The sequence below is a fragment of the Alteromonas sp. HB246098 genome, from assembly GCF_054890645.1.
The window spans coordinates 70421-85417 of record NZ_JBTZUG010000001.1 but is presented as its reverse complement, the minus strand read 5'-3'; the positions used below and the strand labels follow the sequence as shown (position 1 = coordinate 85417).

10 protein-coding genes are annotated in these 14997 nt (G+C 44.3%); all 10 read left to right on the top strand.

Annotated features, from left to right (window positions below):
• Nucleotides 1-579 precede the first annotated feature (579 nt).
• On the top strand, nucleotides 580-954 hold the full coding sequence (sdhC, locus tag ACYTPF_RS00325; RefSeq protein WP_071814724.1) for a succinate dehydrogenase, cytochrome b556 subunit: 375 nt from the start codon (nucleotides 580-582) through the stop codon (nucleotides 952-954).
• Nucleotides 948-1295: a succinate dehydrogenase, hydrophobic membrane anchor protein gene (gene sdhD, locus ACYTPF_RS00320; protein WP_269917142.1), complete on the top strand. Its 348-nt coding sequence runs from the start codon at nucleotides 948-950 to the stop codon at nucleotides 1293-1295. The genes sdhC and sdhD overlap by 7 nt, the downstream gene beginning before the upstream one ends.
• Nucleotide 1296: 1 nt before the next feature.
• Nucleotides 1297-3069, top strand: a complete 1773-nt coding sequence (gene sdhA / locus ACYTPF_RS00315; protein WP_118494940.1) for a succinate dehydrogenase flavoprotein subunit — start codon at nucleotides 1297-1299, stop codon at nucleotides 3067-3069.
• A gap of 14 nt (nucleotides 3070-3083) precedes the next feature.
• Nucleotides 3084-3794 (top strand): succinate dehydrogenase iron-sulfur subunit, encoded by a 711-nt coding sequence (locus ACYTPF_RS00310; RefSeq protein ID WP_012518362.1) that lies wholly within the window; start codon nucleotides 3084-3086, stop codon nucleotides 3792-3794.
• 176 nt (nucleotides 3795-3970) lie between these two features.
• Nucleotides 3971-6790 (top strand): 2-oxoglutarate dehydrogenase E1 component, encoded by a 2820-nt coding sequence (locus ACYTPF_RS00305; protein ID WP_461850790.1) that lies wholly within the window; start codon nucleotides 3971-3973, stop codon nucleotides 6788-6790.
• Between the two features lie 9 nt (nucleotides 6791-6799).
• Nucleotides 6800-8305 (top strand): 2-oxoglutarate dehydrogenase complex dihydrolipoyllysine-residue succinyltransferase, encoded by a 1506-nt coding sequence (gene odhB, locus ACYTPF_RS00300; RefSeq protein WP_461850789.1) that lies wholly within the window; start codon nucleotides 6800-6802, stop codon nucleotides 8303-8305.
• Nucleotides 8306-8458: 153 nt separating this feature from the next.
• The gene (gene sucC / locus ACYTPF_RS00295) at nucleotides 8459-9625 is read left to right on the top strand and encodes an ADP-forming succinate--CoA ligase subunit beta (RefSeq protein WP_025255208.1); all 1167 of its coding nucleotides are present in this window, start codon (nucleotides 8459-8461) and stop codon (nucleotides 9623-9625) included.
• Nucleotides 9625-10497 (top strand): succinate--CoA ligase subunit alpha, encoded by an 873-nt coding sequence (sucD, locus tag ACYTPF_RS00290; RefSeq protein ID WP_025255209.1) that lies wholly within the window; start codon nucleotides 9625-9627, stop codon nucleotides 10495-10497. Before sucC ends, sucD begins: the two co-directional genes overlap by 1 nt.
• 122 nt (nucleotides 10498-10619) lie before the next feature.
• Nucleotides 10620-11591 carry a sialate O-acetylesterase gene (locus ACYTPF_RS00285; protein WP_461850788.1) on the top strand — a complete coding sequence of 324 codons (972 nt, stop codon included), beginning with the start codon at nucleotides 10620-10622 and terminating at the stop codon, nucleotides 11589-11591.
• 474 nt (nucleotides 11592-12065) lie between these two features.
• The gene (locus tag ACYTPF_RS00280; RefSeq protein WP_461850787.1) at nucleotides 12066-14882 is read left to right on the top strand and encodes a TonB-dependent receptor; all 2817 of its coding nucleotides are present in this window, start codon (nucleotides 12066-12068) and stop codon (nucleotides 14880-14882) included.
• Nucleotides 14883-14997: the final 115 nt, after the last annotated feature.

Below are 14997 nucleotides of genomic sequence, written 5' to 3'. Positions count from 1 at the left end.
ACAATAAATATTCTGAATTGCTTAAAAAAATGCTAGCAATTAAGTAACGTTCAATTAACTCATTGGTAAATCACTTTGCCCGATACAGTGCAATTATCAATGGCTTTTTGTTAAAGGTAAACCACCGATTCATAAATATATTAACAGCTTCGTTTAAAAAGTAACCTTTTGATGCAGAATAATTACGCTTACAGATTAAAAGTGCTTAATTTCTTGTTGATATGCATAGTTATTCTATTTCGCTACTGATAAACTCAGAACTACTGTAATTGCACTTGTAATAACGAGTTGCGTACAATTTTGATCTCTTTTTTAGCAAAATAATTATCACAAAAGTGTTTATAGCGACTAAAGTCTTACTACGGCACAAAAAATTGTAATTATATACTACGCTGGATATACTCAGCGGTGCTTCGGAAACAGAATATTTATTCTGTTACAGGCATTAAAGAATAATTCACAAATTGTTAACAACTCATTGGATGAGGCAATTAACAGGTTAAAAATCGAATTCACTTACTCAGGACATAATAAAGGTAAGAAATTCATTATCCCCTACGGATTAAACAGGCATACATTGTGAAAAAGCAAAGACCAGTAAATTTAGAACTCAATACTATTAAATTTCCGCCCTCTGCTATTTCGTCAATTCTCCACCGTGTAACCGGTGTTGCAATGTTCTTCGCGCTTCTTTTTGTTATTTGGGCATGGGCAGTTTCTGTTCATTCGCCTGAAGGTTTCGCGAACGTTCAAGCAATCATGGACGGTTTCCTTGGAAAATTTGTCGCAATTGGCACAGCCTCAGCGCTGACGTATCACATTCTAGGCGGCCTAAGACACGTTGTTATGGATTTAGGTCACTGGGAAGAATTAGAGTCGGGCAACACAAGTGCTAAAGCAGTAATCGCACTTTGGGTTGTACTGACCGTAGTATTGGGAGTTGCATTATGGTAACCAACCAAGCAAGCATTAAGCGTGACGGCGTACAAGATTACGTTTCACTTCGCGCTACAGCAGCAATTATTTTCGCGTACTCGGTTTTCATGGCGTGGTTCTTTATAACTACCGATAACCTGACATTTGTCGAATGGCGAGGGTTATTCTCTGGCCTAGCTATGAAAGTTTTCACATTGGCAGCACTAGTAGCAGTGATGATCCACGTGCGCATCGGCCTATGGCAGGTGCTAACAGACTATGTTAAAGCAACAGGTCTGCGCGCAGGACTACAATATATTCTAAATATCATCGCGTTCGGCTATGTAGCTGTTGGCCTATTTGTACTGTGGGGAGTGTAAAATGAGTTTACCCGTTCACGAGTTTGATGCAGTTGTAATTGGTGCAGGCGGTGCAGGTATGCGCGCAGCACTACAGATTTCAGAATCTGGTAAATCATGCGCGCTGTTGTCTAAAGTATTTCCAACCCGTTCTCATACTGTGTCTGCACAGGGTGGTATTACCGTAGCACTAGGTAATTCACATGAAGACAACTGGGAATGGCACATGTATGACACCGTAAAGGGGTCAGATTATATTGGTGACCAAGACGCCATCGAGTACATGTGTAAAACTGGTCCAGAAGCTATTATCGAAATGGAGAATATGGGTCTACCTTTCTCTCGTTTCGAGAATGGTAAAATCTACCAGCGTCCATTCGGCGGTCAGTCAAGAAACTTTGGTGGCGAGCAGGGCGCTCGTACGGCAGCTGCGGCGGACCGTACAGGTCACGCACTACTTCACCTTCTTTATCAACAAAACGTAAAGAACAAAACCAAAGTATTCTCTGAGTGGTACGCACTAGATCTAGTGAAAAACCAAGACGGTGACGTTGTAGGTTGTACAGCAATCGACATTGAAACTGGCGAAGTAGTTTACTTTAAGTCGCGCGCAGTTGTTCTTGCAACTGGTGGTGCCGGTCGTATCTACGCTTCAACGACAAACGCGCACATCAATACCGGTGACGGTGTTGGTATGGCGCTACGCGCAGGTGTAGCGGTTCAGGATATGGAGATGTGGCAGTTCCACCCAACGGGTATTGCTGGCGCAGGTACATTGGTAACAGAAGGTTGTCGTGGTGAAGGTGGTTACCTTCTAAATAAAGACGGCGAACGCTTCATGGAACGTTATGCACCTAACGCGAAAGACCTAGCGGGTCGTGACGTTGTTGCACGTTCAATGATGACGGAAATTCGTGAAGGACGCGGTTGTGAAGGCCCGTGGGGTACTCACATTAAGCTTAAGCTTGACCACCTTGGTAAAGACGTTCTTGAATCTCGTCTACCAGGTATTCTTGAATTATCGCGTACATTTGCACACGTTGACCCAGTTAAAGAGCCGATCCCAGTAATTCCTACTTGTCACTATATGATGGGTGGTATTCCTACCAACGTTGATGGCCAATGTCTAACTGTTGATGAAAACGGTAATGATAAGGTAGTTAACGGTCTATTCGCATGTGGTGAAATTGCATGTGTATCGGTACACGGCGCAAACCGCCTTGGCGGTAACTCACTACTTGACCTTGTTGTATTTGGTCGTGCGACTGGCTTACATCTTGGTAAGACATTATCTGAAATGGCACCAACACGCGACGCGTCTGAGTCTGATCTTGAAGCCTCAATGACACGTTTCAACCGTTGGGAAAATTCAGAGAAAGGAAAGGGCGAAGACCCTGTTCAAATTAAGAAAGACTTGCAAGAATGCATGCAGCTTAACTTCTCAGTATTCCGTGAAGGTGAAGCCATGGCGGAAGGTCTTAAAGAGCTTAGCGAAATTCGCGAGCGTCTTAAGCATGCACGCCTTGACGACAAGAGTTCAGACTTCAACACTCAACGTATTGAATGTTTAGAGCTTGATAACCTAATGGAAACTGCGTACAGCACAGCAGTAGCAGCGAACTTCAGAACGGAAAGCCGTGGTGCTCATAGCCGCTTCGACTTCCCGGAACGTGATGATGACAACTGGTTATGCCACAGCATCTACGATCCGAACACTGATAAAATGCTTAAACGTGAAGTGAATATGGCGCCTAAGCTTAGGGAAGCATTCCCGCCTAAAGTGCGTTCATATTAAGAGAGGCAACGATCATGCAATTAACTTTTTCGATTTATCGTTACAACCCTGAAGTAGATGCGAAGCCTCGCATGCAAGACTACACTCTAGAAGTAGAGGAAGGTCAAGACATGATGGTGCTAGACGCGCTACTTGCACTAAAAGAGCAGGATCCGACGCTTTCTTTCCGTCGTTCGTGCCGTGAAGGTGTATGTGGTTCAGACGGTGTAAACATGAACGGCAAAAATGGCCTAGCATGTATTACTCCTCTATCTGCACTGGGCAAAGGTAAAATAGTAGTTCGTCCACTTCCAGGTCTACCGGTTGTACGTGACCTTGTTGTTGATATGACACAGTTCTATACACAGTACGAAAAGATTAAGCCGTTCTTAATCAACGATAGCAAGCAGCCGCCAGCGCGCGAGCACTTACAGTCGCCTGAAGAACGCGCGAAACTTGATGGACTGTACGAGTGTATTCTTTGTGCATGTTGTTCAACGTCATGCCCATCGTTTTGGTGGAACCCAGACAAGTTCATTGGTCCTGCGGGTCTACTTCATGCATATCGCTTCCTTATTGATAGTCGCGATACTGCAACTGAAGAACGTCTTAACGACCTTGATGACGCATTCAGCGTATTCCGCTGTCACGGTATCATGAACTGTGTGAGTGTATGCCCTAAAGGCTTGAACCCAACAAAAGCAATAGGCCAAATTAAGTCTATGCTTTTACAACGGGCTGTTTAGTACTATATTCTGATAACTTCTTTTAGTTACAGAAAGTGATGCTCTAAATAGCCATCCCAAAAGGATGGCTATTTTTTTATATATTCGCTGTTATAACACTTGGTTATGCTGAGAATAACCTTATAATACATATTGATTGTTAACTAGATTTTATAAAACGTAGCAAGGCAAATTAAATGCAAGAAAGCGTGATGAAAGCGTGGTGGGATTCCTCGCACATGGCAGGTGCCAACGCTGCCTATGTTGAAGAGTTGTATGAAACCTATTTAGAAGACCCTCAAAGCGTCTCTGAAAATTGGCGACAAATCTTCGATAACCTCCCCAAGGTCGATGGCGTAGAGTTAGAAACCAATCATACAACTATCAAAAATCAATTTAGGCAACTTGCTGCGTTAGGGCCCACAGCCCGCATGTCTAGCCCGTCTGTGCCTTCGGCAAATGTTTCAGACGATAGGCAAGTTAAAGTTCTTCAGTTAATCAACGCATTCCGCTTCCGCGGTCATCAGCACGCAAACCTAGACCCGCTTGGTTTATGGAAACAAGAGCGTGTACGCGATCTAGAACTTTCTCACCACAGTCTTTCCGAGAAAGATTTTGATTCAGTATTCAATGTAGGTTCTTACGCCATTGGTAAAGAGTCTATGCCGCTAGGTGAGCTGTTTAAATCCCTTAATCGCACATACTGTGGCTCTATCGGTGCAGAATACATGCACATCACCGATACCGAGCAAAAGCGTTGGTTACAGCAAAAGATTGAATCAGTTCAGGCCAAACCAGAAATCTCACGCGATGAAAAATTAGGCATTCTTAAAGGCCTAACCGCAGCAGATGGTATGGAAAAATACCTAGGCTCTAAATTCCCGGGTGCGAAGCGTTTCTCATTAGAAGGTGGTGACGCTCTGATTCCTATGCTTAAAGGTCTTATCACCAAGGCGGGCACAGCAGGTACCAAAGAAGTGGTTATCGGCATGGCTCACCGTGGTCGTTTAAACGTGCTGGTTAATGTGTTGGGTAAAAACCCTTCAGTTCTGTTTGATGAATTCTCTGGTAAGCACGATGATTCTCTTGGTGCGGGTGACGTTAAATATCACGCGGGTTTCTCTTCTGACTTTGCAACGCCAGGTGGCAATGTTCACTTAGCGCTAGCATTTAACCCGTCTCACTTAGAAATAGTTAATCCCGTAGTAATGGGATCAGTACGCGCTCGTCTTGCGCGTCGCGATAACGACACTAACACAGTGCTTCCTATTACTATTCACGGCGACTCAGCAATTGCCGGTCAGGGTGTGGTACAAGAAACCTTTAACATGTCGCAAACGCGCGGCTTTGCAGTAGGTGGTACCGTTCGTATAGTGGTGAACAACCAAGTTGGTTTCACTACGTCAAAAACGGAAGATACTCGCTCTACTCAGTATTGTACTGATATCGCTAAAATGGTTCAGGCGCCAATTTTCCACGTGAACTCTGATGACCCAGAAGCGGTTGCCTTTGTTACACAGCTAGCGCTTGAATATCGTAATAAGTTTAAGAAAGACGTAGTAATCGACCTAGTTTGTTACCGTCGTCATGGTCACAACGAAGCGGACGAGCCAAATGCCACGCAGCCGTTGATGTACCAAAAAATTAAGAAGCACCCAGTTCCACGTGCGCTTTATGCTGACCAGTTGATTGCTGAAGGCGTGATTGAGCAACGTGATGCTGACCGCTATCTTGAAGAATACCGCGAAGCGCTAGATCATGGTGCATGCGTTGTTGAAGAGTGGCGTCCAATGACTGAGCACAGTGTAGACTGGTCTCCGTATTTAGGACACGACTGGGATACACCATACGACGGCGCACTTCCAGTTGAGAAGCTTAAAGAGCTGGGTGAATCAATTACCACTATTCCTGAAGATCACAAGCTTCAGTCTCGTGTTAACAAGCTTTATCAAGACCGTAAAGCCATGGTTGCTGGCGACAAAAAGCTAGATTGGGGTATGGCAGAAAACTTGGCTTATGCCACAATTGTTGACGCCGGTGAAGACATTCGTATTACAGGTCAAGATTCTGGCCGTGGTACTTTCTTCCACCGCCACGCGGTATTGCACAATCAAAAAGACGCATCGACGTACATGCCTTTGCAACATATTCGCGAAGGTCAGGGTGAGATTGAAATTTACGACTCTGTACTTTCTGAAGAAGCGGTAATGGCATTTGAATATGGTTATGCCACTGCAGAGCCTACCTGCTTAACAATCTGGGAAGCGCAGTTCGGTGACTTCGCCAACGGTGCGCAAGTTGTATTCGACCAATTCCTAAGTTCAGGTGAAGCCAAGTGGGGCCGTCTGTGTGGTCTTACCGTTTTACTTCCACACGGTTACGAAGGTCAAGGTCCAGAGCATAGCTCTGCACGTTTAGAGCGTTTCCTTCAAATGTGTGCCGATCACAACTGGCAAGTGTGTGTACCTTCAACACCAGCTCAGGTATACAACATGCTTCGTCGCCAAGTGGTGCGCCCTATGCGTAAGCCACTTATCGTAATGTCGCCTAAGTCATTATTACGTCACCCAATGGCCGTATCTTCGTTAGAAGAATTAGCAGAAGGTAAATTCCACAACGTAATTGGTGAAATAGACGATATCGATCCTAAGAACGTTAAGCGCGTTGTTATGTGTTCAGGTAAGGTTTACTACGATTTGTTAGACCAACGCCGTAAAAATGAGCAAACAGACGTTGCAATCGTTCGTTTGGAGCAACTTTACCCATTCCCGCAAGAAGAATGCGCTAAAGTTGTGGCACAATACAGCCACGTAAAAGATTGGGTTTGGTGTCAAGAAGAGCCTCAAAACCAAGGCGCTTGGTACTGTAGCCAACACCATTTCTGGCAAGCAATTCCAGATGGTGCAAAATTAACATATGCAGGTCGTGATGCATCCTCGTCACCTGCAGTAGGTTATGTATCCGTTCACAACCAGCAACAGAAAGCCCTGGTTGAAAACGCACTCACAATTAAATAAGGAACAGTAATGACAATTGAGATAAAAGTTCCGGTTCTACCTGAGTCAGTTGCCGATGCCACCATTGCAACCTGGCACGTAAAGGCCGGTGACGCAGTTAAACGAGACCAGAACCTGGTTGATATTGAAACTGATAAAGTAGTTTTAGAAGTTGTGGCGCCAGCGGACGGTACAATTGGTGAGATCCTAAACGAAGAGGGTGCAACAGTTTTAGGCGAGCAAGTTATTGCTAAACTAGAGAAGGGTGGCGCTGCTGCTTCTGAGCCAAAAGCTGATAGCGAATCTAAAGAAGAGTCTAAGTCTGAATCAGCTCCGGCTGCATCTGGTAAAACTTCAGATGTTAAAGTACCTGTTCTTCCTGAATCAGTTGCTGACGCGACTATCGCTACATGGCATGTAGCCGTGGGTGAGTCTGTTTCTCGTGACCAAAACTTGGTTGATATCGAAACTGACAAAGTTGTTCTTGAAGTGGTAGCGCCAGCTGATGGTTCTCTTGCAGAAATCATTGCAGAAGAAGGTGCAACAGTAACCGCTGAAGAAGTGATTGCTAAGTTTGTAGAAGGTGCTGCAAGCGGAGCTTCTGCTCCTGCAGCATCTAGCGAAAGCGATGACAGTGATGACAGCAGCGATGCGCTTAGTCCGTCTGTACGTCGTCTACTTGCTGAAAAAGGCGTAGACGCAGCTAAAGTGAAGGGCACAGGTAAAAATGGCCGTATCACAAAAGAAGACGTAGAAAAGTACCTTAAAGGCGGCGATAGCGCTGCTAAGGCTACACCTGCTGCCGAGTCTGCACCAGCAGAACTGCCAACAGGCAACCGTACTGAGAAGCGTGTTCCTATGACGCGTCTTCGTAAGACGATCGCTAATCGCCTTCTTGAAGCGAAGAACTCAACGGCAATGCTTACAACGTTTAACGAAGTAAATATGAAGCCAATTATGGACCTTCGTAAACAGTATCAAGAAAGCTTCGAGAAACGTCACGGTATTCGTCTTGGCTTCATGTCTTTCTACGTTAAAGCGGTAACTGAAGCTCTTAAGCGTTTCCCTGAAGTTAACGCGTCTATCGACGGTGATGACATTGTTTATCACAACTACTTCGATGTATCTATTGCTGTTTCTACACCACGCGGCCTTGTGACTCCAGTACTTAAAGATACTGATACACTAGGCATGGCTGGTGTTGAAAAAGGAATTAAAGAACTAGCACTTAAAGGCCGTGACGGTAAATTGTCATTGGCTGAGCTACAAGGTGGTAACTTCACAATTACCAACGGTGGTGTGTTTGGTTCACTAATGTCTACACCAATCATTAACCCGCCACAAAGTGCAATTCTTGGTATGCATAAAATCCAAGACCGCCCAATGGCTGTTAATGGTAAAGTAGAAATTCTACCAATGATGTACCTAGCGCTTTCTTATGACCACCGTATTATCGATGGTAAAGAATCAGTAGGGTTCTTGGTAACCGTTAAAGAGATGCTTGAAGATCCAACACGTCTACTTCTAGACGTATAGGACTTTCGTCTCACGGAATTGTGGTTAGGTGTTAGGCTTGCGTATGCTAGCTTAGCACCTAACGCAACGCTGATATTTGCCCTATAATATCAGTCAAACTAATCAAGTCGCATTTGCGACTTTTGTCTCATAAAAAAATCGGATAGAAACACCATGAATTTGCATGAATACCAAGGTAAGCAGCTATTCAAAGAATACGGCTTGCCTGTTTCTGAAGGATACGCAGCAGACACTGCTCAAGGTGCTGTAGAAGCCGCTGACCGCATCGGCGGTGAAGAGTGGGTAGTTAAGTGTCAAGTACACGCGGGCGGTCGCGGTAAAGCTGGCGGTGTAAAGCTAGTTAAAAACAAAGACGACATTCGCGCTTTCGCTGAAAACTGGCTAGGCAAAAATTTGGTGACTTTCCAGACTGACGAAAATGGTCAGCCTGTGAGCAAAATCCTAGTTGAATCTTGCACAGATATCGCTAACGAGCTTTACCTTGGTGCAGTAGTTGACCGTACAACCCGTCGCGTTGTATTTATGGCATCTACTGAAGGTGGCGTTGAGATTGAAACTGTTGCAGAAGAGACTCCAGAGAAAATCCTTAAAGCTGAAATCGACCCAATTGTAGGTCCTCAGCCTTACCAAGCACGTGAAATGGCGTTTGCTCTTGGTCTTTCTGGCGTTCAAATTAAGCAATTCACTCAAATCTTCCTTGGCCTAGCTAAGATGTTTGAAGAGCTTGATGTTGCACTTATCGAGATTAACCCGCTAGTTATCAAAACTGACGGTAACCTACACTGCCTTGACGCAAAAGTTGGTATCGATGGTAACGCACTATATCGTCAGCCTAAGCTTAAAGACATGCAAGATCCTTCACAAGAAGACGCGCGTGAAGCTCACGCGGCTCAGTGGGAACTTAACTATGTTGCACTAGACGGTAACGTAGGTTGTATGGTTAACGGTGCTGGCCTTGCAATGGGTACAATGGACATCGTAAACCTACACGGTGGCAAGCCAGCTAACTTCCTAGATGTTGGTGGCGGCGCGACTAAAGAGCGTGTAGCTGAAGCATTTAAAATCATCCTTTCTGATGACAATGTTAAAGCGGTATTGGTTAACATCTTCGGTGGTATCGTACGCTGTGACATGATTGCAGAAGGTATTATCGGTGCGGTTAAAGAAGTTGGCGTAGAAGTACCAGTAGTTGTACGTCTTGAAGGTACCAATGCAGAGCTTGGCCGTGACGTTCTAGCGAACTCTGGTCTTGATATCATTGCTGCTGAATCGCTAACTGATGCAGCGCAGAAAGTAGTTGCTGCAGCGGAGGGCAAATAATGTCTGTATTAATTAATAAAGATACTAAAGTAATTTGTCAGGGTTTCACTGGCGGTCAGGGTACTTTCCACTCTGAGCAAGCAATTGCTTACGGTACGCAAATGGTTGGTGGTGTAACACCAGGTAAAGGCGGTACTGAGCACCTAGGTCTTCCAGTATTTAATACTGTACGCGAAGCGGTAGAAGCAACTGGCGCAACTGCAACAGTTATCTACGTACCAGCTCCATTCTGTAAAGATTCAATCGTTGAAGCTGCAGATGCGGGTATCGAGCTAATCGTATGTATTACTGAAGGTATTCCAACGCTAGATATGCTTTACGTTAAAGAATATGTAGAAGCAAAAGGCGTTCGCATGATCGGTCCAAACTGCCCAGGTGTTATTACTCCTGGAGAGTGTAAAATTGGTATCATGCCTGGTCATATCCACAAGCCTGGTAAAGTAGGTATTGTTTCTCGCTCTGGTACACTTACATACGAAGCGGTTAAGCAAACTACTGACGAAGGTTTCGGCCAGTCTACTTGTGTTGGTATCGGTGGTGACCCAATTCCTGGTTCAAACTTCATCGATATCCTTCAGATGTTCCAAGACGATCCGCAAACTGAAGCTATCGTAATGATCGGTGAGATCGGTGGTACTGCAGAAGAAGAAGCGGCTGCGTTCATTAAAGAGAACGTAACTAAGCCAGTTGTTTCTTACATTGCTGGTGTTACTGCTCCTCCAGGTAAGCGTATGGGTCACGCTGGTGCAATCATCGCAGGCGGTAAAGGTACTGCTGATGAGAAATTTAAAGCACTAGAAGACGCAGGCGTTAAAACAGTACGCTCACTTGCTGAAATCGGCAAAGCGCTACGCGAAACTACAGGTTGGTAAGCTAACGCTTATTAGTTGAATTGAAAGCCCGCTTTAAGCGGGCTTTTTTATTTTTAGTATTTTAACCTAATTTACTTTTTGAGTTTTCGTAAGCTTGCAATCGTATTCACATTGTTATGATTATGTTTACCAGTAGTCTTAACGGGTCAATAAAATACGCGAAGAACTATATGATCAACTGTATTACGAAAAACACCGCAATAGTCTGTTTAGCTTCACTGATTTCCTGCTCGAGTGTAGCCGATGAGTATTTGACCTTCTTCATGGCTGGCCAATCGAATATGGACGGCTATGGATACGTTTCTGATTTACCGCGTAGCCTAACAAAAGAACAAGATGTCATGATTTTTCATGGTAATGGCGTCTTCGATAATCAAGACAAAGGCGGTGTAGGTCAGTGGGGAACGCTTAAACCAGGGCACGGTACAGGCTTCAAATCAGATGGCAAAACTAATGCGCTTTCTGAGCGATTCGGAGCAGAGTTAACCTTTGCAAAAGCCATACAGCAACAGTATCCAAATAAAAAAATTGCCATTATAAAGTATGCGGTAGGCGGCACTGGACTGGCGCTTAATACGGGTTACAGCAACTGGTACCCCAATTTTAATGAAGGCAAAGGACTTAACCAGTACGACTTCGCTCTAGAAACGATTAACAAAGCCTATTCCTTCATTGATATCGACGGGGATGGCGAACCAGATACGCTTAAACCTATGGGGGTTATTTGGATGCAAGGCGAGGCAGATGCCCATGCAAGCGAAGCATCAGCCAATGCATATCTAGATAATCTTACTTCTTTAATGGAGTTATTCCGTGCCGCGTTAAGAACTGATGATTTACCTGTTGTTATTGGCAAAATCACCGATTCCGAAATGGGCGAAGGAGATATTATGCCTTACATAGTAAGGGTGCATTTAGCGCAGCAGCTTTTTGTTGAGTCAGACAATTGCGCTACTTACATGTCTAACTCTGACACATACTCATATGGCGATGACCCTTGGCACTATACCAGTGAAAGTTTTATACAAATGGGGAAAGACTTTGCATCAGCTTATAAGCAAGCTGTAGAGAAGTGTGGATTCGGCGTTGATTAAACATTAGTGGGCCGTTATTAGCTACTATCTCTACAAAGCCTCGTTTTTACGAGGCTTTCTTGCTTAAGCTAGCCTGGTTATTAACACGAACCTGTTAAAAAGGTTTTTTAGTGCTTTGACTGTTACTGTAAACTACAAATATACGCGTTTTATTTCCTTTCTATCCTTTAACAAACCCAGTATCAACACCGCTTGCGTGTCTTTTTTTGAGCATAGATACACAATTTTCCTGAAACTTAATTTCATAAAAATTTTACATATCGGCTGTTGCGCCTGATATGTGTTGTAAAATTACATCACTAACTATTCGTGACTTGTTAAAACCGTGTTGCATAAATTTTATTGAATACGTATGCAGGCAATTGTGCAAAACCTAGGGCATCTATAGCATTGTCCCCGTGAGATGTATTGTCATTTATTTGTCATAAGAACAACAAAAAGACAACAACTATAACCGTATGGGACACCCGTTTTATGAAACAATTTAAACCCAACCTAATTAAAGCTGCGCTTATTTCAGGCGGTATGGCATTTGGAAGTGCACCTGCACTAGCTCAAGAAGCAAACACTGATGCTGTTGATGAAGCTAATCTAGAAGTTATTCAAGTAAGCGGTATACGCGGCAGCCTACAGCGTGCTCAAGCAATTAAAATGGATAATACGTCCATTGTTGAAGCGCTTTCAGCTGAGGATATCGGTAAACTTCCTGACACAAGTATTGCAGAATCAATTGCACGTCTACCAGGTGTTACTGGTGAGCGTCGCAACGGTCGAACAAGCGGTATCTCGGTCCGTGGTTTTAACGAAAATTACGTTGGAACGTCTTTAAACGGCCGTGAGCTTTTGGGGATGGGTGACAACCGAGGGGTTGAGTTTGACCTTTATCCTACGGAAATTATTTCAAACATTCTGGTATACAAAACACCGGAAGCGGGCATGACCACGCAAAACATCGGTGGCTCAATTGACCTTCAAACTGTTAAGCCTCTTACAGCAGAAAGCACCTTTACCGTAAACGGTACATTCGAGAAGAACGCTGAAGATTCTCCGAATCCAGATTTTGATAATGATGGACACCGCGTCTCTGTAAACTTTGTTGACCAATTCGCAGACGATACAATTGGTTTAGCATTAACGGTTGCAACAATGGAATCGCCTCGTCAAGAGCAACAGTTCCGCGGTTGGGGTTATGCCGGTATTAATTTTGACAATGAGCGCCGTGCTCTTGACCCTGTAGAAGTACCAGAAGATACAGTTGTACTTGGTGGACATGACTCTTTCCAACGTTCTGCCATGCTAGAACGTGATTCTTTTGCAGCTGTTGTTGAGTGGGCTCCGACAGATAAGTTAAATATTCAACTTGATGCGCTTTACATCGATTTCGTTGAAGACGACGTTCGTCGTGGTCTTGAAGAAGGTGGTGCAGAGTGGGGTACAAGTGCTTATACCATCACTGGTGTTGAAGACGGTCTTGTTACCAGTGGATACTCTGACGGTTTCTATAGTGTTGTGAGAAACGATGCTCGCCGACAGGAAGCTGATCTAACCACTGTAGGTATTAACGCAGAGTACCAAATTAATGATTCTTGGACACTGGAAGTTGATTACTCTACAGGTAAAGTTGAAAAAGAAATCATTGACGTAGAAAGTTACTCAGGTGTTGGTCGTGCAGGCACAGAAGGTCGCCCTCTTACTGCTCGCAGTTGGGAAATGACCTCTACCGGTGTTATGTTCTCAGACCACCCAACTATTGCGCCAGTTGACTTAACTGACCCAGCACTTATCACATTAGCCGGCCCACAAGCATGGGGTGCACCACCTCTATTAGAGTCTGATGGTCAAGACGGCTTCGTAAACCAACCTGTTTTCGAAGAAGAGCTTGATACATTGCGCTTCGACCTTAAAGGTTATGTAGATTGGGGTGTGGTTACAGGTCTTTCGGCAGGTGTTGTTTATTCTGACCGTTCAAAATCTAAAGATAACAACGGTGCTTATTTAACGGCTCCTACATATCCAGGCGATGCAGCAATTCCAGATGTATTAGGTGTAACAAATCTAGATTTCATCGGTATCGAAGGCATTTTAGCGTATGACTCGTTAGGCTTATATGAAAGCGGATATTACATCGAAAGTGATGCCAGCCGTGTTCAAAATGATCGCCTAGGTGATACCTACACGGTAGACGAAGAACTCATTACGCTTTACACCAAATTAGATTTGGAAATGGAGTTCGGTGATATCTGGGTACGCGGTAATGTAGGTGTTCAAGTTGTAAACGCAGACCAGCAGTCTACAGGTTTCTCAACTACATCAGATACAGACGGTTACACTATTGCTAATCCAATTAGCGGCGGTGCTGACTACACAGATGTGCTTCCAACTTTGAATCTATCGGCTGAAGTAGCGGAAGGTCAGTTTGTGCGCCTAGGATTAAGTAAAGTAATTTCTCGTCCGCGTATGGACGATATGCGCCCGAATACACAGGTTACTTTCTCATTTAACGATAACCAAATTGAAAGTACAGACATTGAAAACGGTCCGTGGAGTGGTAGTGCTGGTAACCCGGAGCTTCGTCCACTTGAAGCGAACCAGTTTGATTTGGCTTATGAAAACTATTTCGCTGATACGGGTTACGTTGCAGTGTCTTTCTTCTATAAAGATATTAAGAACTGGCACCGCAGCACATCACTCGTTGCTGACTTTACTGACTTCTATATTCCAGATCTTCATCAAGGTTCTGAAGGCCAAGCGCCTGTGTTGTTCGAAGGTCAAGTAGGCAGTGTGCTAGACGGTTTTGAAGGCTTTGTACGTGGCTACGAATTGCAGGGCTCGCTACCATTTGACCTTGTACATGAATCTCTAGAAGGTTTTGGCTTATTTGCAAGTGCTACCTTCATGGACGGTGAAGTTGATGCAGCGCCAGGTCAAAGTGAAACAAGAATTCCAGGCCTTTCAGAAGAGTCTTACAGCATGACTTTCTTCTACGAAAGCAACGGTTTCGAGTTCCGTTTAGCTGCAACGAAGCGTGATCAATACTTGACTGAAGAGCGTGGTTTAAGTCTTGCGTTAGTTGATGCAACTAAGCAGGGTGGAACGCTTGTCGATGCCCAAATTGGTTATGACTTCGGCGAATCTGGTATCGATTACCTAGAAGGTTTACGTGTAACGCTTCAAGCACAGAACTTGACTGACGAGGACGATATTCAAGCATCTGCTGCTGACGGACGCCAAATTACACAGTTCCAGACTTACGGAACAAACTACTTGTTAGGTTTTAACTACAAGTTCTAATCACTTCGTGTGTGTAAAGCCACCTGCTGCTTTTTGTTTTAGCTTATGCTAAAAGAAAGCAAACGGTGGCTTTTCTTTTTTGTATAAAGAAAAATCGTTAATAGTAGCTGATAAA

Coding starts and splice junctions, on each gene's coding strand:
- sdhD (WP_269917142.1), top strand. CDS start 948: ATGGTAACCAACCAAGCAAGCATTAAGCGTGACGGCGTACAAGATTAC.
- sdhA (WP_118494940.1), top strand. CDS start 1,297: ATGAGTTTACCCGTTCACGAGTTTGATGCAGTTGTAATTGGTGCAGGC.
- ACYTPF_RS00310 (WP_012518362.1), top strand. CDS start 3,084: ATGCAATTAACTTTTTCGATTTATCGTTACAACCCTGAAGTAGATGCG.
- ACYTPF_RS00305 (WP_461850790.1), top strand. CDS start 3,971: ATGCAAGAAAGCGTGATGAAAGCGTGGTGGGATTCCTCGCACATGGCA.
- odhB (WP_461850789.1), top strand. CDS start 6,800: ATGACAATTGAGATAAAAGTTCCGGTTCTACCTGAGTCAGTTGCCGAT.
- sucC (WP_025255208.1), top strand. CDS start 8,459: ATGAATTTGCATGAATACCAAGGTAAGCAGCTATTCAAAGAATACGGC.
- sucD (WP_025255209.1), top strand. CDS start 9,625: ATGTCTGTATTAATTAATAAAGATACTAAAGTAATTTGTCAGGGTTTC.
- ACYTPF_RS00285 (WP_461850788.1), top strand. CDS start 10,620: ATGTTTACCAGTAGTCTTAACGGGTCAATAAAATACGCGAAGAACTAT.
- ACYTPF_RS00280 (WP_461850787.1), top strand. CDS start 12,066: ATGAAACAATTTAAACCCAACCTAATTAAAGCTGCGCTTATTTCAGGC.